Annotated in this window: 16 protein-coding genes and 1 pseudogene; 5 read left to right on the top strand and 12 right to left on the bottom strand. The window is 70.0% G+C overall.

The features are described from left to right. Positions 1-17 precede the first annotated feature (17 nt). Entirely contained in the window at positions 18-377 is a 360-nt protein-coding gene (locus tag ABZX90_RS39860) for an ATP-binding protein (protein WP_355213267.1), read from the top strand. 32 nt (positions 378-409) lie between these two features. Here ABZX90_RS39860 and ABZX90_RS39865 read toward each other — a convergent pair whose 3' ends face one another. Next, positions 410-1,333, bottom strand: coding sequence for a hypothetical protein (locus tag ABZX90_RS39865; RefSeq protein ID WP_355213269.1), 924 nt, complete (start codon positions 1,331-1,333; stop codon positions 410-412). 147 nt (positions 1,334-1,480) lie between these two features. Between ABZX90_RS39865 and ABZX90_RS39870 the strand changes: the two genes are divergently transcribed. Further along, entirely contained in the window at positions 1,481-1,753 is a 273-nt protein-coding gene (locus tag ABZX90_RS39870) for a hypothetical protein (RefSeq protein WP_355213271.1), read from the top strand. A 29-nt stretch (positions 1,754-1,782) separates the two neighbouring features. On the opposite strand, the gene ABZX90_RS39875 is transcribed toward ABZX90_RS39870, so the two are convergent. The 3 genes and pseudogenes from ABZX90_RS39875 to ABZX90_RS39885 form a co-directional block, all read right to left on the bottom strand. Next, positions 1,783-2,562, bottom strand: a complete 780-nt coding sequence (locus tag ABZX90_RS39875) for a hypothetical protein (RefSeq protein WP_351132012.1) — start codon at positions 2,560-2,562, stop codon at positions 1,783-1,785. Positions 2,563-3,053: 491 nt separating this feature from the next. Next, a pseudogene (locus ABZX90_RS39880) lies at positions 3,054-3,227 on the bottom strand (transposase); the annotation flags it as partial. Further along, complete coding sequence (locus tag ABZX90_RS39885; RefSeq protein WP_351131997.1) at positions 3,200-3,352, bottom strand: hypothetical protein; 153 nt, start codon at positions 3,350-3,352, stop codon at positions 3,200-3,202. The gene ABZX90_RS39885 and the pseudogene ABZX90_RS39880, both read right to left, overlap by 28 nt. Positions 3,353-3,700: 348 nt before the next feature. Between ABZX90_RS39885 and ABZX90_RS39890 the strand changes: the two genes are divergently transcribed. Together ABZX90_RS39890 and ABZX90_RS39895 are read left to right on the top strand one after the other, a co-directional pair. Beyond that, complete coding sequence (locus ABZX90_RS39890) at positions 3,701-4,303, top strand: TetR/AcrR family transcriptional regulator (RefSeq protein ID WP_351131998.1); 603 nt, start codon at positions 3,701-3,703, stop codon at positions 4,301-4,303. Positions 4,304-4,379: 76 nt separating this feature from the next. Next, positions 4,380-5,252, top strand: a complete 873-nt coding sequence (locus ABZX90_RS39895; RefSeq protein WP_355213273.1) for a hypothetical protein — start codon at positions 4,380-4,382, stop codon at positions 5,250-5,252. Positions 5,253-5,470: 218 nt separating this feature from the next. On the opposite strand, the gene ABZX90_RS39900 is transcribed toward ABZX90_RS39895, so the two are convergent. The 3 genes from ABZX90_RS39900 to ABZX90_RS39910 all read right to left on the bottom strand — a co-directional run bounded on the left by ABZX90_RS39900 (position 5,471) and on the right by ABZX90_RS39910 (position 9,046). Beyond that, a complete protein-coding gene (locus ABZX90_RS39900; protein ID WP_355213275.1) occupies positions 5,471-6,238 on the bottom strand; it encodes an alpha/beta fold hydrolase in 768 nt (255 codons plus the stop codon). A 97-nt stretch (positions 6,239-6,335) separates the two neighbouring features. Further along, on the bottom strand, positions 6,336-7,949 hold the full coding sequence (locus ABZX90_RS39905; RefSeq protein WP_355213285.1) for a GMC oxidoreductase: 1,614 nt from the start codon (positions 7,947-7,949) through the stop codon (positions 6,336-6,338). A gap of 518 nt (positions 7,950-8,467) precedes the next feature. Continuing rightward, entirely contained in the window at positions 8,468-9,046 is a 579-nt protein-coding gene (locus ABZX90_RS39910; protein ID WP_351132002.1) for a LuxR C-terminal-related transcriptional regulator, read from the bottom strand. Between the two features lie 477 nt (positions 9,047-9,523). On the opposite strand from ABZX90_RS39910, the gene ABZX90_RS39915 reads away from it, so the two are divergent. Then, positions 9,524-13,039 carry a BTAD domain-containing putative transcriptional regulator gene (locus ABZX90_RS39915; protein ID WP_355213277.1) on the top strand — a complete coding sequence of 1,172 codons (3,516 nt, stop codon included), beginning with the start codon at positions 9,524-9,526 and terminating at the stop codon, positions 13,037-13,039. Positions 13,040-13,193: 154 nt separating this feature from the next. On the opposite strand, the gene ABZX90_RS39920 is transcribed toward ABZX90_RS39915, so the two are convergent. The 5 genes from ABZX90_RS39920 to ABZX90_RS39940 form a co-directional block, all read right to left on the bottom strand. Continuing rightward, the gene (locus ABZX90_RS39920; protein WP_351132004.1) at positions 13,194-13,388 is read right to left on the bottom strand and encodes a ferredoxin; all 195 of its coding nucleotides are present in this window, start codon (positions 13,386-13,388) and stop codon (positions 13,194-13,196) included. Positions 13,389-13,432: 44 nt separating this feature from the next. Continuing rightward, positions 13,433-14,647: a cytochrome P450 gene (locus ABZX90_RS39925; protein ID WP_355213279.1), complete on the bottom strand. Its 1,215-nt coding sequence runs from the start codon at positions 14,645-14,647 to the stop codon at positions 13,433-13,435. Positions 14,648-15,237: 590 nt separating this feature from the next. Continuing rightward, positions 15,238-16,437, bottom strand: coding sequence for a cytochrome P450 (locus ABZX90_RS39930; protein ID WP_351132006.1), 1,200 nt, complete (start codon positions 16,435-16,437; stop codon positions 15,238-15,240). 45 nt (positions 16,438-16,482) lie between these two features. Further along, positions 16,483-17,739, bottom strand: a complete 1,257-nt coding sequence (gene ccrA / locus ABZX90_RS39935; RefSeq protein ID WP_351132007.1) for a crotonyl-CoA carboxylase/reductase — start codon at positions 17,737-17,739, stop codon at positions 16,483-16,485. A 61-nt stretch (positions 17,740-17,800) separates the two neighbouring features. Continuing rightward, on the bottom strand, positions 17,801-23,287 hold the full coding sequence (locus ABZX90_RS39940; RefSeq protein ID WP_355213282.1) for a type I polyketide synthase: 5,487 nt from the start codon (positions 23,285-23,287) through the stop codon (positions 17,801-17,803). Between the last annotated feature and the right edge of the window lie 34 nt (positions 23,288-23,321).

Consider the following 23,321-nt stretch of genomic DNA (forward strand, 5'->3'; position numbering starts at 1 on the left):
TCGTCGCCACCTGGGACATGCCCGCCGAACCCGCGGCCATCGCCACTGCCCGCACCCGCACGCGGCGTCAGCTGACCGAATGGAACCTCGACGAACTCTCGCTCACCACGGAACTCATCGTCAGCGAACTGGCCACCAACGCCGTCCGCTACGGCACCCCTTCCATCACCCTCCGCCTGATCAACAGCGGCCGCACGCTGACCTTCGAGGTCAGCGACTCCAGCCCCGTCTCACCACGCCTTCGCCACGCCCAGACCACCGACGAGGGCGGACGCGGCCTTTTCATCTGCGCCGAACTCGCACAGAACTGGGGCGTCCGCTTCAGTGACAGCAGCAAGACCATCTGGACGGAACAGGAAAGCCCCCACCCCGCATAGACTCCCCGCCCCCTGCCGTGGTCTCCCCGTCTTCACAGCGCCCTCCGGGAGCGGGCCGGGATGGGAAGAAGTCCGACGGTTGAGGTTGAGGTTGCGCTCGCGTGGCGGGACGATCCCCGGGCGTACCGGGGCAGGAGCCAGGCGGCTTTCTCCGTGTTGCTGTTGCCGGGACCATCCCCGCGCATGCTGGCTGCGGGACGTCCCCGTCGATGAGCGCTCGGGCGACGGCGGTGGCGGCACAGCCAGTGCGGCATTGCGTGGGGCAAGCGGCTCGGGAATCCGGGGGAGGGATGCTGCGCCGACGTCGGGCGGTCGCAGTCGCTCTGCGTGCAAATGATCGGTGGTAACGCGGGCCGTTCAGGGCTGGTGCTCGTACGAGGGTTCCCTTCTGGCGTTATCTGAGCTCGACGGAGTACGAGCTTCCGCTGAATTCCCAGCCATCGGTTGTCGGCGACGATGACGTCGTCGATGAAGCGGTCCTCGAAGTCGTCATCACGCAAGTCGCCGGCCAGCCACAGCGTCTCGATCTCGCTCCAGTCCCCACGGCTTCCGTCGATGCGCAGGGGTGCGGCGCGGCGGGTGCCGCGGTCGCGTTCGTCGTTGCCGGTTTTGACCTTGCCGCTGATCTCGAACTGGCCGTTCTTCACCGTGCCGGGGAGGGGTTCGGCGGGGACGATGGCGACGTTTTCGTAGGCGGTGTGGATGAGGTCGCGGTAGCTTCGGCGGACGTTGTACTCGGGATCCGACAGCCACTTGAACAGGGTGTCGGGCCGGACGTCGAGGCCGGCGCTTTCGAGGGCCTCGTAGCCGCGTCTGGCTCCGGTGAGCTGGCTGAGTTGGGCGTGCCAGTGCTTGGCGTTGTAGGTGGACAGCCTGTGGCGCGGGGTGACCTGGGCGCCCAGGAGGTCGTTGAGGGCGGCGCCGAGGGAGTTGCCGCGGCCTGTGGGTCCGGCCATCACTCGTCACCTTCCGGGATGAACTCTCCGGCCTGGAGGAACTTGGCCTTCACTTCGCCGAAGCCGGTCCCGGTCCGGTTTGTCGGGCGGGGTCTCGTTGGGGGTCCAGAAGATCGCGGCGTCGACCTTGCGCAGGGCGATCAGCGTGTGGCCTTCCTGGACGGCTTTGAAGGCCACCGTCCAGTGGCGGACGGAGGCTTCGGCGACCATGCTCATGCGCCAGTCCGGCCGCTCCTCTTCCTCATCGCCCGGCGCCAGGCCGTCATCGTCGTCCCGCGCCGCGTCCTCGTCGTCTTCGGCGTCGGCGTCGGCGTCGGCGTCGGCGTCGGCGTCGACCTTGGCCGAGGGGGGCCACTGACCGCAGCTTCGGCTGGCGGCTGGGTGAGCTGGCGCGCTGCTTGGCGGCGCGCGTCGTCGTGAAGGGAGGGAATGTGGTCCGGGCGCGTCGGCTACTGCACGGCGACGTAGTCCGTGGTCGACGACTTTGCCCCGGAGGTGGAGTTCCCGTAGTAGGTCCACCGCCACGTTCCTGGCTTGGTGGCCTTCACTGTGGTCTTGAGGGCCCCGCTGCTGTTCGACGTCGCCTTCTTGACCGTCGTGTACGAGGAGGCGCCCGCCGCCTTGAACTGCAGGCTCACCGTGCGGCCCGCGTACCCCTGGTACGTGTGCGTGTTCCAGTTCGCCCGTTCGACCCGCCCGGTGACGGTGATCGTCTTCCCCGCCGCGACCGGCTCCGGCGAGGCGTTGACGGTGACGCGTGTAGCCCGCTTGACCTGCAACGAGAGATTCTTGTCGTCGGTGTCGTAGGCGTCACCGGCGAGAAAGACCCGAGCGGCAGTCTTCCAGGTGCCGGCGTACTCGTTCCCGAAGTCGGAGTACCGCGGGTCGATGTACAGCCACTCCTTGAAGTCGCAGACGCCGTTGGCCTTGTCCACGACCTTGCAGTCGCTGGTGATGACGGAGCTGTGCAGCGTGTCCCCCGAATCGGGGTGCCCCCGGTAGGGGAACACGGTCGGCCCGTAGTCGTATTTGAGCCTGGTCGTCATCCGGAAGGACGCGGGCACGACGACCTCCTTGGTGGTCCCGATGACTATCGGCTTCCCGCTGTTCACCGTGACCCGGGTGAAGGAGACCCCGCCCTCCGCCGCCCCGGCCGGCACCGCCGCCACCCCGGTGAACACGAGGGCCGCTCCTGCGGTCACCACCGCGCTCCGCATCGTCCTGCCCATCTTTACCTTCTCCATCTACGAGCCCGTCCTCTCCCCCACAGCCCGAAACGGGCGTGTGGGTGCACCGGCCAAAGGATCATCCTCATTGGCCAACTGTCGGACAGGGGAAGGCTGTTCGCGGTTGTACGCGGCGCGGCAACGATTTGATCACCACCGCATCGCCCCGACTCGGCTCTCGGGCGGATTCCCGATGGCTTCACAGCGGATCCGGCTCCCGTGCTGGTACATCCGCCGCGGTTGTGACGGAGCACGACAGTTTGCGAGTGGTCGCGAGAAAGGACATGGTCGGGGGTTCGGTGGTGCGCGATGGTTTGCGAGTTTGGCAGGCCGAAGTGTGCAAGCCCAGACTCGTGTCGGTCACCTGCCGTGACGGCGAGGTGGCGCGGTAGGGCGTTCGGCCAGGGTGCCCTGCAACGCCAGGCGGAGTTGGGTCGAGCAGCGTTGGACTGTGGTCGTCTCCAAGGAGCCGCCCAACCGCATGGTCGACCTCAGCGGGTCGAGACCCCGTGCACGTGTGCCTCCATCACCACGGCGAACAGCGCCCGGTCGATCCGCCGACGCCGCTCCAGCAGCGAGGGGAAGAACGACCCGGTCCTCACCTTCGGGATCTTCAGATCGAGGCCGCCGGCCTGAGTGGTCAACAGCCGCTCGCGGTGGCCGTTGCGTCGGTCGCCTCGGCCTCAATGAGTTCCTGCAGGATGCGCTCACGCAGCACCCTGATCGTCTCAACTCCGTCGGCCGTACGTAGTGACTGAAGCAGTCGCATCAGGTCAGGCTGGGACAAGGCCATCGTGCGCTCCTCCGGTTGAACTGCCCGTTCACCAGGGCGACTTGCGCGATGGCCTGCCCTGGTTCAGGGAGCACTCATCGACAGCGGATGCACGCCCCCGGGCAGACACCCGCGCGTTCACGACCCTCGACCGCCTACACCACTCGGCGGGACACCATCGGCGGTGCAACTACGAGCCCGGCTCGGGGGCCGGGCGCAAGGCCACTACTGGGGCTCACTTAAGGCCCTATCACGCCGTCTGCTCCGGCTTCCTCGCCCAGCGGACGGAGTCGGGTCTATTGACGGTGGCCGGTGGCCAGTTCGAGAATGACACGTCATTCCGCGTTCCGCTGACGTGAGGGGAACTCCGTGCCCGGAGGTGTGGTCGACAAGCGGGACGCGATCCTGCGCGCCGCGGGAAAGGTATTCGCCGAACGCGGCTACCACGCGACCGGTATCTCCGACATCGCGCGGGAGCTCGGAGCCGGACACGGCACGTTCTACCGTTACTTCAAGAACAAGGAGGACATCGCGCGGAGCGTGGTGTCGCGGGCGCTCGGCCGGATAACCGACGCACTGTCCGACGAAGACCCCGGCTCTTCGGAGACCCTGTCGCAGTACCGGGAGCAGGTCAGGCGGATCGGCCAAAAGTTGTTCGAGCTCGTCGTTGCGGAACCGGAGTTGGGTCGCATTCTGTTCTACGACGCGATAGCCATCGACCGCGCCGAGCCCGACCTCGCAGGCCAGGCGATGGAGGCGGCAGCCGCGTACACCGCCGCGTTCATCCGCAACGGCCAGGACCGTGGCTTTCTGCGTCGCGATCTGGACGCCCATGTGGTCGGCCTCGCGGTGAACGGGATGATCGTGACCGGAGCCGTACGCCTGCTGCACGTGCAGGACCCGGCCGGCATGCGTCAGCCGTGGATCCACACGGTGGAAACCCTCATGTTCGACGGCCTCGGCTCCTCCTGAGCCGCAGGCCCGCAAGGACCGTTCATTTTTTTGCCTTCGAAGCGGAATGACGTGTCATTCCGGAAAGGAGAGCACGATGGTCCAGGTCGACGTCTTCTGGTCGTACGGCATCGGCGCAAGCTTCGCGACCGCCGCCGCGTACCGACTCGTCAGCAGGCCCGGTTCGCCCCGCCCCCGCGTCCTTCGGTGGTCGGACCCGTACCTGATGGGCACCGTCCTGTACTGCTCGGTGCTGTTCGCGCCCAGCGGCGTATGGCTGCTCTGGGGCTTCCCGGACTGGGAGACCATGCAGGTGGCGCGTGGGCACGAAGGGCTGCCCGCCTGGCTGGTCGCCCTGTTCGCCGCAACCAACGTGAGCCAGGGCCTACTCGGATACTGGGTCGCTGCGCGGCTGATCGCGGCCGGCCGCGCGTACGCCGCCTTCCTCCAGGCCGGAGTGGGCTACCTCGGGATGTTCTTCATCCTGGTCCACGGCTGGGACGGGCGCGGGTACCAGCGGTTCTTCTCGGCCGACCGGAACACCTTCGCGGCCTGGCCGGAGCACCCGGGCTTCGGGCAGGTCCTGTCGCGCGTCGGCGACTGGCTGTCTTCGCCGGTCGCGCTGACGCTGTACGGGATGGGAGCTGTCCTCGTACCCGTGATGCTGGGTGCGATGGTCTCCTGGCTCGGGTCGGGCGAGCGTGAGCCGGGCAGCGGTGCGGCACCCGGGCACGTCCGCATCGTGCTCGCGGTGCTGGGTGCCGTCTTCGGAGTGGCGCTCGGCAGCGCCGTAGCCTCAAGTGTTCTGATCCATCTGCTGGACTGGTGGCTCGGCGTGCCCGCCGCGGCGGCCCTCATCGCCCTGGCCGTCGTCCGGCGTGGGACGGGTGCGGCCCACCGCGCCTTCGGGCTGCTGGCCCTGCCCGACGTGCACAGCGGCCGCCCTCGGCACGTGCCGTCGGCTGGCTGACGGCGTCGGGAGGATCCCCCGTGTCACGACATACCAGACATCACCCCCAGCCGGCTCCTGGACGGCACCGAGCCCGGGGGCAGCGCAGCGTGCTGTACCCCGGCGCCCGCGCCGGCCACACCAGGCGACTGCCCTTTCCGTGCCGGACGTGCAGCTTGCCGAAGTCGCCCAGGTCCGGCCGCCAGTCACAGCTAAGCGGAGACCCACAGAACGCCCACTCATGGCCGGTCGGGCACCTCCAACTCGGTGGCTATGAGGCCGACGATTTCCCTCTGGTGATGGGCCACGAAGAAGTGGCCGCCGGGGAAGACCTTCAGCATGAACGGGCCGTCGGTGTGCTCGGACCAAGCGGCGGCCTCCTCCACGGTGACCTTCGGGTCGTCGTCGCCGACGAGGCAGGTCACGGGGCAGCGCAGGGGCGGCCCCGGTTCCCAGGTGTAGGTTTCGGCTGCGCGGTAGTCCGCCCGGATGGCCGGGAGGATCATGCGCAGGACCTCCTCGTCGCCCAGCAGTTGGGGGTTGGTGCCGCTGAGGCCGCGCATCTCGGCGACGAGGCCGTCGTCGTCGCGCAGGTGGACGGTCTCGTCGCGGTGCGTGGACGGGGCGCGGCGGCCGGAGGCGATGAGGGTGGCGGGCACAATGCCCCGCTCCTGCTCCAGCCGTCGGGCGATCTCGTAGGCGAGGGAGGCGCCCATACTGTGGCCGAACAGGGCGATGGGCCGGTCGGTCCAGGGCAGGAGGGCCTCGTAGACCTTGTCGGCGAGCGCCGGTACGGAGTCCAGGAGAGGTTCAGTGCGGCGGTCCTGGCGGCCGGGGTACTGCACGCACAGCACGTCGACGCTGTCGGGCATGGACCGGGACACGGGGAAGTAGAAGCTGGCGGAGCCGCCGGCGTGGGGCAGGCAGACCAGCCGGACGTGGCTGTCGGGGCGCGGGTGGAACCTGCGGATCCAGAGGCTGTTGTGCTCGGTGAGCGGGGAGTTCACGGAGTCGTTCCTTTTCGGTTTCGGTCCGACCGCCCACCGTGGCGGGGCGTTCGCCGGGAGGAGAAGGGGGGCGCGGGCGGGCCGCGCCTACCGCTCGTCAGGAATCCGCGATGTCCTGTTTGATGACGCGCTCGATGTTCCGCTCTGCCAGCGCCGTGATGGTCACGAACGGGTTGACGCCGATGCTTCCGGGGATGAGTGAGCCGTCGGTCACGTAGAGGTTCTTGTATCCGGCGACGCGGCCGTAGTTGTCAGTGGCCTTGCCGAGGACGCAGCCGCCGAGCGGGTGGTAGCAGAAGTCGTCGGCGAAGGCCTTGATCTGCTTGCCGAAGAGGTCGTACCGGTAGATGGTGGCGTTGGCCTTGTTGATGCGGTCGAAGAGCGACTTCGCGGCTGCGGTCGCGGGCGCGTTCTGGTCCCGGGTCCAGCGCAGATCCGCCCGGTCCTTGGCGGCGTCGTAGACGAAGGTGCCGCGCTCCGGGTTCTTGGTGATGGCCAGGTAGAGGCTGACCCAGGTCTCGACACCCGCCGGCAGGGGGGCGATCTCGGCGAAGACAGGGGTGTCCGGGTTGTCCCAGTCGTCGATACCGAGGGCGGGGATCGACGACTGCTTGGTGCCCGTGGGGTTCCACATGTGGTTGGCGCGGGCGGTCATGATGTTGCCGTTGGGGCCCCAGCCCCCGCCGACCTCAGGGCTGAGGTTCGGGAGAGTTCCGGTCTCGCGGGCACGCAGCAGCAGTTCGGTCGAGCCGAGGCTGCCGGCACCGAGGAAGAGGTGGCGGCAGGAAACCTCCTTGGTCCCGAGCAGCTTGCCGCCGGTGTCCCTCTGCTCGACGGTGAGCAGGTACGTGCCGTCGCTTTGCTGACGGATCGTCTTGACCTGGTGCAAGGTCTCGATGGTGACTTTGCCGGTGCCCAGCGCGGCCGCCAGGTAGCTCTTGTCGAGTGAGACCTTGCCGTGGTTGTTGCCGTAGATGACCTCGGCGGCCAGCGCGGACTTGGTCACCGCGCCGTCCGCCTCACGGCGCATGTAGTCCCAGTCGTAGACGTTGGGCACGAAGGTGGTGCTCAGGCCCGCATTCGAGGCCTGCCGGCGCGAGACACGCGCGAAGGTATACCATTCGTTCTGCTCGAACCAACTCTTGTCGATGTTGTTGACGCGCAGGGTGGAGTTCGCGCGCGGAAAGTACGTGGTGTACATCTCGTCGGCGTCGACCTGGGGCAGCACCTCCTCGAAGTACGAGCGCCGGGGCGTGACCGCCATGCCACCGTTGACGAGCGAACCGCCACCGACACCGCGTCCCACGTACACGGACATCTGGTCGAAGTTGACCCGGTCCAGTACACCCGCGTAGGGCTCGATGTCCCGGTTGGCGAGGTCGAGCCACAGGAAAGAGCCGAGCGGAGCCTCGGTACGGGTCTTGAACCAGCTCGAGCGCTTGTCGGGCTTGAGCATCCCGCTGAATACGTTGCCGTCAGGACCGGGCTGGTTCCACAGCCGGCCCATCTCCAGCATCAGGGTGGGGACCCCTGCCTCGCCGAGGCGCAGGGCGGTGACGGCCGCGCCGTAACCGGTGCCGACCACGACGGCGGGGACGAACGTGCCGCCGGAACCACTGGTTGCGGTGGCAGCGGCCGCCCGGGGGGCGGCGGCGGTGATCGTGGTCTGCCCCGCGAGTGCGGCGGCACCCAAGGCCGCCACGCCGAGCATGCGGCGCCGCGACAGAGGCTGGTGTGCAATCACGCTGTGTCTCCTGAGCTTGGGAGAGATGAAATTGGGAGAGATGAAAGATGAATCGGAAGGCCGGCCGGAGTGACACGGTCCGGGGCAGAACGGACCGTATGGAGACCGCGCACGGGCCGTCGACGAAATCCGGATCGGGCGGGCTGACCCTGTGGAGACCGGGCCCGGGGTTCGGTCACCCGAGGTACGGAAGCGGGCGTTGCGGTACGGCCCGCTCCTGGGCGCGGGAAGCGCTCAAGCGTGCCGTCAGGCGTCCGCCGGGCCGGGCAGCGCGGGGGAAGACGCGGCCGGTTCGGACCGTCCTGCGACCCGGAGCTTGTGGTACGCGCTGATGAGGTGCCTCTCCACTGCGCGCGACTCGAGCCGTTCCGCCAGGTGCTTGCCGGGCACTGCGTGAGCGGCGAGTCCGGCGACCCTGCACTCGACCCGGGTGAACGCTGCCACAGCCACCCGCGCGAGCGGGCGCCCGGAGGGCCCGTGCCCGCTCACTTCACGAAGTCGTCCACGACCTCGGGCGGCCAGGTGCCGACCTTGAACACGCCCAGGGAGTAGGCGCGGGAGACCAGCGCGGCGCGGTTGGACACCTTCAGCTTCCGCAGCAGGCAGGTCACGTGGTACTCGACGCCCTGCCGGCTGAGGTAGAGGCTTGCTGCCAAGGGGACGGTGGAGACGCCGGCGGCGATGCCTTCGAGGATGCGCGCGTCCATCGCGGAGAGGATCTTCTTGCGGTTGGTCACCACACGCGTCTGCTCGGCGTCCCCGGCCGTGGGCATCATGACCAGGATCGCGGTCGTGCCGGGCAGGCCACCGCGCACCGCGACCGCGGTGAGGGAAACGGTGAAGGCGGACTCCTCTCCGGGCCCCACGGCAATGACGGGCGTTACGAATCGATGGTTCTTCCCTTCAAGTAAATTGGAGAATTGACGCACCAGCGGCTGCTGCACGCTCGGGTGCACCACGTCACGGAAATTGCGACCGCATATGTCCTCGGACGAGCCGTTGAACTGCCTGAAGAACTCCTGGTTCGCCTGCTGGATGGTCAAGGATTTATCGAGGCTCGCCATGCACAGGGCCGGAGTTGCAGGTGCTGGACTCAGCAAGAGAGTGCTCCCTGTCAGGAAACTTGGGCGAAATAAACTCGGAGGCCGGTGAGCAGCCGTGAAGGCCGTCAGCAGGGGCGTCATCGGCCCTGGGACCAGCGGTGACTCCAGATGTTGAACATTGTGCGTCACCGCCCTTGCGGGGTCCTTGTCGAGCCGCTGGCGACCCCTTGCCGTCGCCCGCCATCGCTTTCCGGACCCCAGTCGAAATCCTTGCCGAACACCTGCCGCTTTCTTGCCAATCGATGGATCTCCAGCTTGGAAGGAGTCGTTCGCCATGCCAGGATCCGGAGAGGACGGTGTGAGACCAGCCAGTTCAAAACCGTCGGTCAGCCATATCCGCAAGCACGATGGGGACCGTTCATGCCTTTACCTCCGACCGCGAACGTGTCAGCCACGACGACCGGTCAGGCTGAGCTCCTACTGAGCGTTCTGGGGCCCATGTCGGCTCGACACAACGGGCATGACCTGCCGCTCGGCCCGCCACGCCGACGAACACTGCTCGCCCTGCTGCTCATCCGCCTCGGCCGCGTGGTGCCCACCGAACTGCTCGTCGAGGAACTGTGGGGTGACGAAGCGCCCCGTCATGCCGTCGCCACACTCCAAAGCCATGTCTCTCATCTGCGCCGGTCCCTGCACACAAAGGCGGGAACAGGCCAAATTTCGGTGCTACGTCATCGGACGCCCGGTTACGTCCTCGATCTCGATCCCGAACAAATCGATGCCTGCCGCTTCGAGCGTCTGGTCACCGACGGACGGCGGCTGCTGGAGCAGCGCGATCCGCGCACCGCGCATGCCCGGCTCACCGAGGCCCTGGGGCTGTGGCGCGGCTCTCCGTACGCGGAGTTCGACAGCCATCCGCCGCTCAGCGACGAGTGCACCCGACTCGAACAGATCCGGCTCACCGCCGTCGAGTCCCGCGCGGAGGCGCGGCTGGCCCTCGGCGCGGCCGAAGAGGTCGCCGCCGATCTGGACGGGGAGGCGCGCCGTCATCCCACGCGGGAGCGGCTGGTCGGCCACCTCATGACGGCGCTGTCCCGGCTCGGGCGGCAGGCCGAGGCGCTTGAGGTGTACGAGCGGACGCGTAGTCATCTGGTCGAGGAGTTCGGCGTGGACACCGCAGCCGAACTGCGCCGGGTCAGAAACGCGATCCTGCGCCCGGAGCCGGGAGCGAGCGCCCCCTCGAAGAAGTTGTCTCCCACACCACTTGAGTCCACCGGAGCGTCACCTGTCCCGCTCGTGTTGAGCGAGAGCGGTGACGACGGAGTACAGAACTCCGAGGGCTTCGTGGGCTCCTGGGACGGCAGGACTGCCGTCACGCCCCGGGGGCACGGCACGGCGGTGGAAACCAACGACGCCAACGGGACGGACGACGCCGGCGCGACCGCCGAACGCGAGGGGATCACGGGGACCGGCGCGCGCCCGGCGGCGCGAACCGATGTGCCGCCGGACGCGCAGGCGGATGCCGCCGGAACGCGAGCCGGGACAGCCCGGTGGCGGCCTGTACCCGGGCCGGAACACGAGCTCGCAGCCACCTCGGAAGCCGGGGAATACCCGGAGTCCGAGTCGGGGTGGACGGCTGCCCCTTCGCCGTTCACCGGCCGCAGCCAGGAGCTCGACCGCCTGACGACCGCCGCCGCGAGCGCGGTCGTGGGCCACGGCCACGTAGCCGGCGTCCTCGGCCCCCCAGGAGTCGGAAAGACCCGCCTGCTGCTCGAACTTGCGGCACGTCTGCAGAGCATGGAGGCGCCCGAGAAGGGCTCCAGGTTGGAGGTGGTCTGGAGCCACTGCTTCCCCGGCGAAGGCGTCCCCGCCTACTGGCTGTGGACTCAGATCCTGCGGCGGCTGTCCGCCACCCGGCCGGATGCCTTTCGCGACGCGACGGAACCGTTCGGCGCCCTGCTCGCCCCCCTGATGCCCGAGCGGTCGGCGGCCCGGGCCGAAGGCCCGAAAGGGGCCTCCGACTGGTTCCAGGCCCGCTTCCTCGCCCACGACGCGGTCTGCGAGGTGTTGCTCGCCCTCGCCGGGCAACACCCGCTCGTGCTGTTCCTTGAAGATCTGCAATGGGCGGACACCGCCTCCCTTGACCTGCTCAGGCTACTGAGCACCCGTTGCCAGGGCCATCCGCTCAGCATCGTGCTCACGACGCGGAAGTTCGAGGCCGAGTCGGACGCAACGCTGCGCCGGATGGTCTCCGACGTGTTACGCGGCCCCAGGACCGAGACGCTGCAGCTCTGTGGGCTTTCCCTGCAGGCCGTCGGCGCCCTCGTCGAGGCACACGCAGGGTCTGGTGTGGACCCGAAGGTTGTCGAGGTGCTGCACCGGCGCAGCGGAGGCAACCCCTACTTGGTGATGCAGCTTCTCTCTCTCGTGGGCGATGCGCGTAAACTCCGTCGCCCGGATGCGGTTGACGCGCTTCTGGCCCACATTCCCACCGGCGTACGCGAGGCGCTGCGCCAGCGGTTCGCCGCGCTACCCGAGCCGGTCCTGCGGGTGCTTCGACTGTGCGCCGTCATCGGCGCCGAGGTGGACACCGACCTGTTGCACCGCACCGCCACGCGGGACGAGCCGGTCATCGCCGGTCTTGAGTCGGCCATCCGTGCCGGCCTGCTCGGGGAGGACCCGCACCATCCGGGGCGACTGCACTTCGCTCACGCCCTGGTCCAGGAGACGCTCGTCGACGAGCTCCCCCGTGAGGACCGCCACCGCCTGCACGCCAGGGTCGCCGACGCACTGAGCGCACGCAGGCGAGGGCAAGTGCAGGACGAGGAGATCGAGCGGGTGGCGCATCACAGTTGGCACGCCAGGAGTGCACTGCCCGCGGCCGAGGTGCTGCCTCGGCTGCTGCTCGCCGCGGAACACGCCGAGCAGTCCATGGCGTACGAGCAGGTGGAGATCTGGCTGCGCCGCGCCGTGCACCTGGTCGGCTTCCTACCGCCGGACGATCCCGCCACAAAGAGGTTGGAACAGGACCTGCACATCCAACTCGGCCAGGTGCTCGCCACCACTCGCGGCTACGGCCATCCCGAGGCCGAGACGGCACTGACGCGCGGTCGCGCCCTCAGCACGGCCGCTCATGCCCCCGAGGACCCGTCGGTGCTCTGGGCGCTGTGCACGGCGTACCTGGTCACCGGCCGCTACGACGCCTCGCGGCAGTTCTCCGGCCTACTGCGGGACATCTCGCGGCAGACCTGGGAGCCCGTGGCGGCGCTCGGTGCGACGTACGGCGAAGGCATCGTGCTGCATGTGCGCGGAATGCTCCCGCAGGCCCTCGCCGAACTGGAGCGCGGCGTCGGCATAGCGGATCGTTTCGCCAACGAGGATCACGCGCTGTCGCGAACCTTCCAGCACGACCCACGCGTCTCCTGCCGGTCCTACAACACCTTCACCCACTGGCTCCTGGGACACCGGCAGACCGCCGGCGCGCGCCGACGTGAGTTGTTGAGCCTCACTCGGTACGAAAGCAGGCCGTCCGACCGCTCCTTCGCGCTGTACGTGGACGGGGTCGTGGCGGCTTGGGAGGGTGACACCCGCACCGCACTCGCCTCGAGCGACGAAGGCGCTCGCCTTGCGGGCGAACATGGACTTGTCTACTGGAAGGCGATGCTGGGCGTCGTCAAAGGGTGGGGCCTGGCGCACGCAGGAGATCACGAAGATGGCCTCGCCCTCATGCACACCTCACTGGCCGAATTGGGCCAGTCCAAGACGCACATACGCCACCCGCTCCACCTGGGCCTGTTGGGCCAGGCGCAACATCACGGCGGGCGGATCGAGGAGGCGAGGACCACCTTCCGGAAGCTGCTGGCCGCCGTCGAACAACGCCGCGAGCGCGTGTACCTCCACCCGGCACTGCCCGCGACCCCGCTGCTCCACGAACTGCTGGGCCACGGTGCCGACGAGGCGCTCGCGGACCGGGGCCCAGGACGGAACGGGCCCGACTCCGGCCGACGAGCGTGATGGATCCATGCTCTGCCTCGTCAGTCGACTCACCCGGTTCCACATCCCCGTGATGCGCCGCTGCGGATTCCGGCAGGCGGTGGTCCTGGCCGCTCGGCTCCCGGAGAGCCACCACGCTCACGGTTGCGGACCCACGCCTCACGGCCGATGCCGCTCAGTCCTCGAAGACCGCGACCGCCTGCACCGGACAGGCCATGGGGACGTCGCGCACGCGCGGGTCCCCCGCCCCGTCCTCATGTCCCGGGACCAGGGCGACCAGCGCGTCGTCGTCCTGAGTGAAGACGCCGGGTGCGGTCATGGCGCACTGGCCGGAGCCGATGCACCGGTCGCGGTCGATGGTGATGCGCATGCCGTGGCCTGCCTCTCTTCCTTCTGTTCCCTCCGCCCGGATCCTCACCAGACGACGGGGAGTTCGATCGGGCCCTGGGCGTCGTGGCCGGCCTTGATGGGCACCTCCTCCAGGGGTACGGCCAGCCGCAGGCCGGGGATACGGGCGAAGAGCCCGCCAAGGGCGATCTCGAGCTCGGCGCGGGCGAGATTCTGCCCCAGGCACTGATGGATGCCGTGGCCGAAGCCGACGTGGTGACGTGCGTTGCGCCGGGCGTCGAAGATGTCGGGGTTCTCGTACGCCTTGGCGTCGCGGTTCATCAGCGTGATGGAGACCAGCACCGCGTCCCCGGCCTTGATGGTCTCGCCGCCGACATCGATGTCTTCCTTCGCCATCCGGACGATGTAGTCGGAGACGGAGGTGAACCGCAGCAGCTCTTCAACCACTCCTGAGACCGCACCGGGGTCGCTCAGCAGCACGTCGATCTGCTCGGGGTGCTGGATGAGTGTGAGGGCTCCGAGGGCGATCGCGTTGACGGTGGTCTCGTGGCCGGCTACCAGCAGGACCAGCGCGATCATGACCACCTCGTTGTGGTCGAGGTCGCCCTCCTCCAACTGGCGTGCGATCAGCTCGTCCAGCAGACCGTCCTCAGGCTCGGCCTGCTTCTTGTCAACCAGGCCACGCAGATACGTGTACAGCTCGCCGAAGGCCGCATCGGCCTCCGCCGATGTCGCGGCGCCCACGAAGTTGCGGGAGCACTCCTCGAAGAAGTCGTGGTCGCCGTACGGGACGCCGAGGAGTTCACAGATCGCCATGGAGGGCACCGGCAGGGCGAAGGCCGACACCAGGTCTGCGCCCGGCCCCTTGGCCAGCATGTCGTCCAAGAGCCGGTCGACGAGGCTCTGCAGCCTGGGACGGATGGCGTTCATGCGCTTGACGCCGAAGCTGGGGATCAGCATGCGCCGCTGCCGGGCGTGCAGGGGGTCGTCGACGCCGATCAGCGGGAAGGCGAGCCCGCCGCGGTCCTCGGTGCGCCGGACGACGACAGGGAAGTCCGGGTGACCCCAGTCGGAAGACAGCCGGGGATCGACGAGCAGCGCCCGTCCCTCGGCGTGCCCGGTGATCAGCCAGGCCCGTCGGCCGTCGAACAGCGTGACCTGCGTCAGCGGGCTCTCGCCCCGCCACTCCGCGTAGGCCTTCGGCGGCTGGTACGGGCAGGTCCGGTCCTGAGGGAAGGACGGGACCTGTGACCCGGTGAGGCGGATTTCGGTCTCGGTCATGTCGTGCCTTTCGAACAATCGGCATAGCGGCGTTCATCGGTGCGTGATGGGCTACGGGGAACTGGTTTCGGTCCGCCGGCAAGGCCGTGCGCGGTCCGGTCGGCACCCGGCCGTCCGGCCCCGGCCCCTTCGACGGGCAAGGGGGCCGCGGGCCGCTGTCGCGGGCTCCTCGGCGCCGCCGTGGTCGACCGGTCGGCCATCGGAGTACTCGGTCACCGACCGGACGCCGGACGCGTTTCCGGGACACGGAATACGAACCGTCGCCGCGGTCGGTGACGGCGGCCTCGGTGAACGGGACCGCGCGCTGGGCCGCCCGGGGACACGACCGCCGTTGCGTCGGGCCGCGGCGTGCGGCAAGCGGCTTCGGGGGCAGTCAGCGCGAGGTCCGCGGCAGCGGCGGGAGAGCCACGGCGGCAAGAAGACCGACATGCGGAATCTCGATGTCCGGCGGCTGTGCGCCCCGAAGCACGTCAGCCGCTGGTGTCGGCGGCCGTGACCGCCCCCGACGCGAGGCGGCGACGGAAGGCGTGATCAGCGCACACGGTCCGCGGGCGCTGACTCTCCTGTGGGAGTGGGTCGTTGTGCGGAGGTCACCAGGTGACGGGAAGCTCGTGCACGCCGTAGAAAACCATGTCGTGGCGGAAGCGCAGTTCCTCGACGGGCTTGGCCAAGCGCAGACTCGGGAAGCGGCGGAACAGGGTCTCGAAGACGATCTGCAGCTCGATTCGGGCGAGTTGCTGGCCTATGCACTGGTGTGCGCCGAAGCCGAAGGCCAGATGCGGGGCGGGGCGGCGGGTGATGTCGAAACGCTCCGGCTCCTCCACGAAGGCGGGGTCGAAGTCGGCGGCGAGGACGTGCGCGACGACCTGCTCGCCCTTGGCGATGCGCACCCCACCGAGGTCCACGTCCCGGGTGGCCACGCGCTCGCCGCCGAACTGGCCGATGGTGAGGTAGCGCAGCAGCTCCTCGACCGCGTTGCCGACCAGCGACGGGTCCTCGCGAAGCAGGGCCAGCTGGTCGGGGCTGTCGAGGAGCAGCGCCGCACCGAGGCCGATCATGCAGGCGGTGGTGTCGTGGGCCGCTATCAGCAGGGTGCCGGCCGCGTTCATGAGGAACATGTCGTCGACGACGCCATCGGGGTCTTCGGTGGTGATCAGCGCCGAGATCAGGTCGTCACCGGGGTTGGCCCGGCGCTCCTGGACGAGCTGGTAGAGCAGACCGCCCAAGCGCATGCCGGCAGCCTCGGTGGCGGCGGCGTCCTGGTCGACCCGCATCATCGCCTCGGCGATGTCCTGGAACTCCGCCCGGCGCTCGACCGGGACACCGAACAGGTCGGAAATCACCATGGACGGCACCGCGTTGGCGAAGGTCTTCACCAGGTCGACGGGGCCGCCCTGCGCCTCGATGGCATCGAGGTGCTCGTCGACGATGCGCTGGATGTTCGGCCGCAGCGCCTGCATGCGCCGTACGGTGAACTCCTTGGCGAGCAGTTTGCGGTCCGAGGTGTGCTCCGGCTCGTCCTGCCACAGCAGGCTGCCGCGGCCGGGTTTCTGGGTGACGACGCCGTCCTGGGTGTGCAGTGCGTGGGGCACCTGGACGCTGAACGAGGGGTCGCGTAACAGGGCGCGCACCTCCTCGTAACCGGTCACCAGCCACGCCTCGTCGCCGCTGGTGAAGGTGGCCCGGGTCACCGGGGCGGCCGTCCGGATGCCGTCGATGCCGTCCGGCGGCAGGAACGGGCAACTGCGGGCTTTGGGGACGGCGGGCGCGGCGGCGGTGGGCTCGGGCATGACTCTCCTTGCGCTTGTGGAAAGGGGGTTCGTACGGCGGGACGGTCAGGCGGCGGCGAGTTCGAGCGCGATCTCGCCGCGCCGGGGCGCGTTCACGAGAACGGCCATGTTCCCGGAGGGGTGCACGTTGTCGTGCATCATCTGGTGCATGCGCCCGATGTCCTGGAAGCCGTCGCAGACGGACAGACAGGGGTCGAGCATGCCGGCGCCGACGAGGCTGATGACCTCGCGGCACTGGCGAGTGTCGGCGTAGTGCGAGCCCTGGAGGCGCTTGGAGCGCATCCACAGGTGGCGCAGGTCGACGTCTCCGTTGTAGCCGGAGGTGCCACCGCAGATCACCACCATGCCGGCGTTGTCGCACAGGTACATCGAGGTCGGCAGGGTGTCCTGGCCGCTGTGCTCCAGCACGATCCGCGGGGACTTGCGCTCACCGAGGATCTCCCAGACCTTCTTGCCGACCCCGCGAGCGCCGCGCAGGAACCGCGCCGACGCCTCGGCGTCCCCGGCGTCGGGCAGTCGGCCCCAATGATCGAAGTCGCGACGGTTGACGGTGCCCGCAGCCCCGAGACGGCGGCAGTACTCGGAGCGGTCCTCGCTGGAGACCACGGCTATCGGAATGCCGCCGGCCAGCCTGACGAGCTGGATGGCCATCGAGCCGAGGCCGCCCGCACCGCCCCAGATCAGCACGGGGTCGCCGGGGCGGACCGTGTTGCCCTGCCAGCCGAACAACTGCCGGTAGGCGGTGGGCCCGGTGAGCAGGAAGGCCGCCGACTCCTCCCACGACAGATGGGCGGGCTTGGGGTGGCACTGGTACTCGTCGACTCGGCAGAACTGCGCGAAGGAGCCGTAGTTGGTCTCGTACCCCCAGGCCTTGATGCTCTCCGAGACCAGAGGATCCGTGCCCATACGGATGTCCGCGGCGGCCTCGTCCCACTGGCCGCTGGTGAGCAGCACATGGTCCCCCACCTTGACGTTCCGGACACCTTCGCCGACGGCCCACACCACGCCGGAGGCCTCCGAGCCTCCGATGTGGAAGTCCTCGGGCTGGCCCTGGCGCTGCCGCATCCCGATGACGTCGACCGGCTCGCCCAGCGAGGACCACACGTTGTTGTAGTTGATGCCGGCGGCCATCACGTAGACCAGCACCTGGCCCCGACCCACCGCGGGGGTGTCGACGACCTCGGTGCGGAACGCCTGCTTCGGCTCTCCGAAGCGGTTCTGGCGGATCACCGAGGCATACATCTGCCGCGGGACCTCGCCGAGCGGCGGTGTCTCGCCTATCTCGTAGAGAGCTTTCGTCATGATTCCTCTCCCATCATCTGCTCTGTCCGGGTTTGGGGTACTCGCGGTGGTCGCGGGCCGGTCATGCGGTCGTTGCGTCCGGAGGTGCGACGGGGCCGGACGAATCGGTGACGGCGTCCGCCAGCCAGGAATCCACCGCCGCCGCGGTGGTGCCGGCGTGGTCCTCCAACATCGAGTAGTGGTTTCCGGTCACTTCGACGATCGTGTCCACGTGCTCGGGCGGTGCCGCGCGCCCGTCACCGTCCCCGGCGTCGGCCAGCATGGGCTCGCTCGCCCGTACGAGCAGGGTCGGCGCGGCGATCTGCGGCGCGGCCCAGTCGTCGAACAGGCGCATATAGCGGCCCATCGCGGTGAGCTGTTCGCCGCCGGACCTCATGAAGTCCAGGCGCTTCGACTGCGCCTGGGCCATCGCGTTGAGCACCTGGTGGTCGAAGGGGACCTCTCGGCTGAAGCTGTCGACCATCACCACGGCCGCCGGCGGCTCCCCCATGGCCTGCAGGTGTGCCGCCACGCCGTGCGCGATCCAGCCGCCCGAGGAGTAGCCGAGCAGGACGACCGGCTTTCCGCCGGCGCACTCCCGTACGGTCTGCGCGTGCAGCCGGAACACGACGTCCGGGTCGGACGGGACCGGCTCTCCCTTCTCGTAGCCGGGGTGGACCAGCGCCCACACGTCCAGCCGGTCGCGGAAGGGTGCGGCGAACCGCGCGTACTGGTGTGCCCCGGCCGGTACGACGTACGGCGAGAAGCACATCAGCGCGAGGGGACGGTCGCCTTGCGACAACCGCACCGGGGCGGGCCGCTGGGCCAGTTCCTCGGGCCGCTCGAACGAAGGCCGGAAGCGGGCCGCCTCCATCAGCATCCCCATGGCCTCGGCGGCCGTCCCGTTCTCGCTCGCGTGCCGGTAGAGCTGCACCAGCATGTCGGCGGACCGCTCCTCCGCCGCGCCGCTGCCGGCGCTCTGGAGCCGCGTCAACAGGTGCTTGGCGAGCCTGGCGGGCGTGGGATGGTCGAAGGCCAGTCCGGCGGGCAGGCGCAGACCGGTCGCCGCCGACAGTCGCCGACGCAGGTCGATCGCGGTGAGCGAGTCGAAGCCGAGCTCCAGGAAGTGCGCGGTGGGCAGCACGTCCTCGGCCGACGCGTGACCGAGGACCACGGCGCTCTGGGCGCGGACGTGCTCCAGCAGCCGCTCCTCCTGCTCGACCGGGGCGAGAGCGGCGAGCTCGGTCGCCAGCGCCGCTCCGGCGCCGGTCTCCTCGCCGACGGCCTGCTCGGCCTCCAGGAGCCGCTGTACGTCGGGCAGGTCGGCCAGCAGCGGGCTGGGCCGTCCCACGGTGAAGGCGGGCAGGAACTTCTCCCAGTCGATCGGGGCGACGGTGAGGGCCGCCTCGTCGTGCTCGACGGCCTGGCCCAGAGCGGAAAGGGCGAGCTCGGGGGCCATGACGCCCAGGCCCCGCCTCTCGCCGCGCTCTTGGACCGCGTCGTCGACCATGCCGCCGCCCGCCCAGCCGCCCCAGGCGACCGAGGTCGCGGTCAGGCCGCGGGCTCGCCGCCGCAGTGCCAGGGCGTCGAGGAAGGCGTTGGAGGAGGCGTAGGAGGCCTGGCCACCGCTGCCCCAGACGCCGGCACCGGAGGAGAAGAGGACGAACGCGTCCAGCTCACGGCCGTCGAGCAACTCGTCGAGGTGGATGGCGCCGGTGACCTTGGAGGCCGCGGCTTCGGCGAACTCGTCCAGACGGGCGTCGGCCAGCATGGACGACCGTGCCGTGCCTGCGGCGTGCAGCACCGCGGTGAGCGGGTGCCGGGACTCGATGCCGGCGAGTAGCCGCGCGACCGCAGCACGGTCGGCCATGTCGCAGGCGGCGATGGTCACTTCGGCGCCCAGGGCGGTCAGCTCCGCGTGCAATTCCTGCGCACCGGGGGCGTCAGGCCCGCTCCTGCTGGTGAGCACCAAGTGCTGCGCGCCCGCGCCGGCCAGCCAACGGGCCAGGTGCCGGCCCACGCCGCCGGTTCCGCCGGTGACCAGGACGGTGCCGCGAGGCTGCCACGGTGTAGCGGACTCCTCGTCGGCGGGCCGCGCCCGGACCATGCGCCGGCCGTACACGCCGTCGACACGCACGGCGAGCTGATCCTCGTCGTGCTGGGCCAGCACTCCGGCCAGGCGGCGCAGCGCGTGCTCGTCCAGCTCCTCGGGCAGGTCGACGAGACCGCCCCAACGCCGGGGCAGTTCCAGTGCGGCGACGACGCCCAGGCCCCAGAGCTGTGCCTGGCCGGCGTCGCGCAGCGGGTCGGTGACTCCGGTGGACACGGCTCCGCTGGTCGCACACCACAGCGGTGCCTGGACGTCCACGTCGCCCAGCGCCTGCAGCAGGGTGACGGTCGTGGCGAGGCTCGCGGACAACGTCGGGTGGGCCGGGTGGCAGCCGGGGGCGAGGCCGAGCATCGACAGGACACCGGCGGGCTGTTCGCCGCGGAGTTCCTCGGCGAGCCGCTTCGCGGCCTGCGATCGGTCGCAGTCGACAGGGAGTTCGACGACCCGCACCTTGGCGCCATGGGCGCCGAGCACGCCGACGACGCAGGGCGCCCACTGCTCGTCCGCCAGTCCGGCGGGGAGGACGGCGAGCCACAGACCGTTCAGGCCGGGGGCCGCGTGGTCGGTCAGTCGCCGGAAGGAGACGCGGTAGCGCCAGCCGTCCACCGTCGACTTCTCGCGGCTGCGCCGACGCCACGCGGACAGTACCGGCAGCGCCGGGCCGACGAGGGCGGCGTCGTCCGCCCCGAGTTCATCGGCGAGCCCGGAGAGGTCCGTGTTCTCGACCAGCTCCCAGAATCCGGCCTCGACCGGATCGGTGCCCGCAGGCACCGGGTCGGCGCTCTCCAGCCAGTACCGCTGCGGCTGGAACGCGTACGTCGGCAAGTCCACCCGCCGTACCGGACGCCCGGCAAAGGGGACCGTCAGGTCCACGTGTACGCCGCTCACGTGCAGTTCGGACACGGAGCGCAGGAAGCGGTCCATGCCGCCCTGGCCCCTGCGCAGCGAGGCGCCGGTCACGGCGTCGGCACCGGTCTCCTCCGCGATCTCCTGCACCGCGTCGGCCAGCAGCGGGTGCGGGCTGCACTCGACGAACACCCCGTGCCCGTCCGCCAGCAGCGTCCGTACGGTCCGTTCGAACTCCACCGTGTGCCGGGCGTTGCGGTACCAGTACTCGGCGTCGAGGGCGGTGGTGTCCAGCACGGTGCCGGTCACCGTGGAGTAGTACGGGACCTCCGCCGCGCCCGGCGCGACCGGGGCCAACAGTTGGAGCAGTTCGGGGCGCAGGCTCTCGACCTGGGCGGAGTGCCCGGCGCCGGTGGCGCCGCGGACCTTGCGCACGCGCACGCCCTCGGCTTCGAGTTCCGCAAGGAGTTCGTCGACCGCATCGGGCTCTCCGGAGACGGTCAGGGCGGCGGGCCCGTTCACGGCGGCGACCGACAGCCGGTCCCGGTACTTCTCCAGCCTCGCTCGGACCCGGTCGGCCGGCATGGCGATCGCGAGCATCGCGCCGTTGCCGATGAGCTTGGTCAGCGAGCGGCTGCGCAGGGCCACGATCCGCGCCGCGTCGTCCAGCGTCAGCGCGCCCGCGACGTACGCGGCGGCGACCTCGCCCTGCGAGTGGCCGACGACGGCGGCGGGCGTCACACCGTAGGAGCGCCACAGGGCGGCCAGCGACACCATCACCGTGAACAGCGCGGGTTGGGCGACCTCCACCTCGGCCATGCCCGGTGCGCCCGGCTCGGCGCGCAGGACCTCCAGCAGCGGCCGGCCGACGTAGGGGGCGAACGCCTCGGCGCAGGCCTTGGCCTGCTCGGCGAAGACCGGGGAAGTGTCCAGCAGTTCGCGGGCCATCTCGGTCCACTGCGAGCCGTGACCGGGGAAGACGAAGGCGACCTTGCCGGAGGCTGAGGCGGTGCCCTGGACCACGGTGTCCGCGGGTTTGCCGTCGGCGAGCGCCGCGAGCCCGGCCCGCAGCTCGTGCCGGTCCTGGCCGACGACCACGGCCCGCTGCTCCAGCTGCGTCCGCGTGGTGAGGAGGGCACGGCCGACGTCGGGCAGGGTGAGCCCTTCGGTGCGGTCGATGTGGTTCAGCAGCCGGCGGGCCTGCTCGCGCAGGGACCGGTCGGTCTTCGCGGACAGGGCCCACGGGAACACGTCCAGGGGCTGGGCGGCGGTCGCGTCCTGCGCTGCGGGGGGCTGCTCGCCCTCGGCGGCGGTCGCGGTCTCCGGGGCCTGCTCGATGATGGTGTGCACGTTGGTGCCGCTCATCCCGAACGAGGAGACGGCCGCACGCCGTGGCCTGTCCTGGTCGGGCCAGGCGGTCTGCTCGGTGAGCAGGCGCACGTTCCCGCCGGCCCAGTCGACGTGCGGGGTCGGCTCATCGACGTGCAGCGTCCGCGGCAGGATGCCGTTGCGGATGGCCATCACCATCTTGATGACGCCGCCGACGCCGGCGGCCGCCTGCGTGTGGCCGATGTTGGACTTCAGCGAGCCCAGCCACAGCGGCCGGCCCTCGGAACGCTCCTTGCCGTACGTGGCCAGCAGCGCCTGTGCCTCGATCGGGTCGCCGAGCCGGGTTCCGGTGCCGTGGGCCTCGACGGCGTCCACTTCGTCCGGGGCGAGCCGGGCATTGGCCAGCGCCTGCCGGATGACCTGCTGCTGGGCCTTGCCGCTGGGCGCGGTCAAGCCGTTCGACGCGCCGTCCTGGTTGACCGCGCTGCCCCGCACGACGGCCAGGACCTCGTGCCCGTTGCGGCGGGCGTCGGACAGACGCTCCACCAGCACCAGGCCCACGCCCTCGGCGAAGCCGGTGCCGTCGGCGGACGAGGAGAACGCCTTGCAGCGGCCGTCGGCGGACAGCGCGCGCTGTCGGCTCGACATCGTGAACGCGGACGGTCCGGCCATCACCATCACGCCGCCGGCCAGTGCCATGGAGCACTCGCCGTTGCGCAGCGCCTGCATGGCGAGGTGGAGGGCGGTCAGCGAGGACGAGCACGCGGTGTCGACGGTGACCGACGGGCCCTGCAGGCCGAAGGTGTAGGAGAGCCGGCCGGAGATCACGCTGGCCGCGTTGCCGCTGGGGATGTAGCCCTCGACGCCGTCGGGCACCTTGAGCGGGCGGCCGGTGTAGTCCTGGTAGCCGGAGCCGACGAAGACGCCCGTGGTGGTGGAGCGCATCGTGTGGGGGGCGATCCGGGCGCGCTCGAAGGCCTCCCAGGTGGTGTCCAGCAGCAGGCGCTGCTGCGGGTCCATGGCGACGGCCTCGCGCGGGCTGATTCCGAAGACCGCGGGGTCGAACTCGTCCGCGTCGTGCAGGAATCCGCCCTGGGTGGTGTACGTGGTGCCGGGGTGGTCGGGGTCCGGGTGGTAGAGCGCCTCGACGTCCCAGCCACGGTTGCCGGGGAAGCGGGAGATCGCGTCGCGGCCGGAGGCGACCAGCTCCCACAGGTCCTCGGGCCGCGTGGTCCTGGCGAACGCCTTCGGCGCGTCCCCGCGCTCTCCGAGCGAGAAGGCCATGCGGGAGGCGGTGTAGAGGCCGGAGTTGAGGCAG

Origin of the sequence: Streptomyces sp. NPDC002935, from assembly GCF_040611295.1 — a bacterium.
Taxonomy (GTDB): domain Bacteria; phylum Actinomycetota; class Actinomycetes; order Streptomycetales; family Streptomycetaceae; genus Streptomyces.

Excerpts from the sequence above, each read along its gene's own strand:
- ABZX90_RS39920 (WP_351132004.1), bottom strand. The coding sequence starts at position 13,388 with ATGCGCATCACCATCGACCGCGACCGGTGCATCGGCTCCGGCCAGTGC.
- ABZX90_RS39860 (WP_355213267.1), top strand. The coding sequence starts at position 18 with ATGCCCGCCGAACCCGCGGCCATCGCCACTGCCCGCACCCGCACGCGG.
- ABZX90_RS39865 (WP_355213269.1), bottom strand. The coding sequence starts at position 1,333 with ATGGCCGGACCCACAGGCCGCGGCAACTCCCTCGGCGCCGCCCTCAAC.
- ABZX90_RS39910 (WP_351132002.1), bottom strand. The coding sequence starts at position 9,046 with ATGGCGAGCCTCGATAAATCCTTGACCATCCAGCAGGCGAACCAGGAG.
- ABZX90_RS39905 (WP_355213285.1), bottom strand. The coding sequence starts at position 7,949 with ATGCTCGGCGTGGCGGCCTTGGGTGCCGCCGCACTCGCGGGGCAGACC.
- ABZX90_RS39895 (WP_355213273.1), top strand. The coding sequence starts at position 4,380 with ATGGTCCAGGTCGACGTCTTCTGGTCGTACGGCATCGGCGCAAGCTTC.
- ABZX90_RS39885 (WP_351131997.1), bottom strand. The coding sequence starts at position 3,352 with ATGGCCTTGTCCCAGCCTGACCTGATGCGACTGCTTCAGTCACTACGT.
- ABZX90_RS39940 (WP_355213282.1), bottom strand. The coding sequence starts at position 23,287 with ATGGCCTTCTCGCTCGGAGAGCGCGGGGACGCGCCGAAGGCGTTCGCC.
- ABZX90_RS39915 (WP_355213277.1), top strand. The coding sequence starts at position 9,524 with ATGTCGGCTCGACACAACGGGCATGACCTGCCGCTCGGCCCGCCACGC.
- ccrA (WP_351132007.1), bottom strand. The coding sequence starts at position 17,739 with ATGACGAAAGCTCTCTACGAGATAGGCGAGACACCGCCGCTCGGCGAG.
- ABZX90_RS39875 (WP_351132012.1), bottom strand. The coding sequence starts at position 2,562 with ATGGGCAGGACGATGCGGAGCGCGGTGGTGACCGCAGGAGCGGCCCTC.
- ABZX90_RS39930 (WP_351132006.1), bottom strand. The coding sequence starts at position 16,437 with ATGCCCGAGCCCACCGCCGCCGCGCCCGCCGTCCCCAAAGCCCGCAGT.
- ABZX90_RS39925 (WP_355213279.1), bottom strand. The coding sequence starts at position 14,647 with ATGACCGAGACCGAAATCCGCCTCACCGGGTCACAGGTCCCGTCCTTC.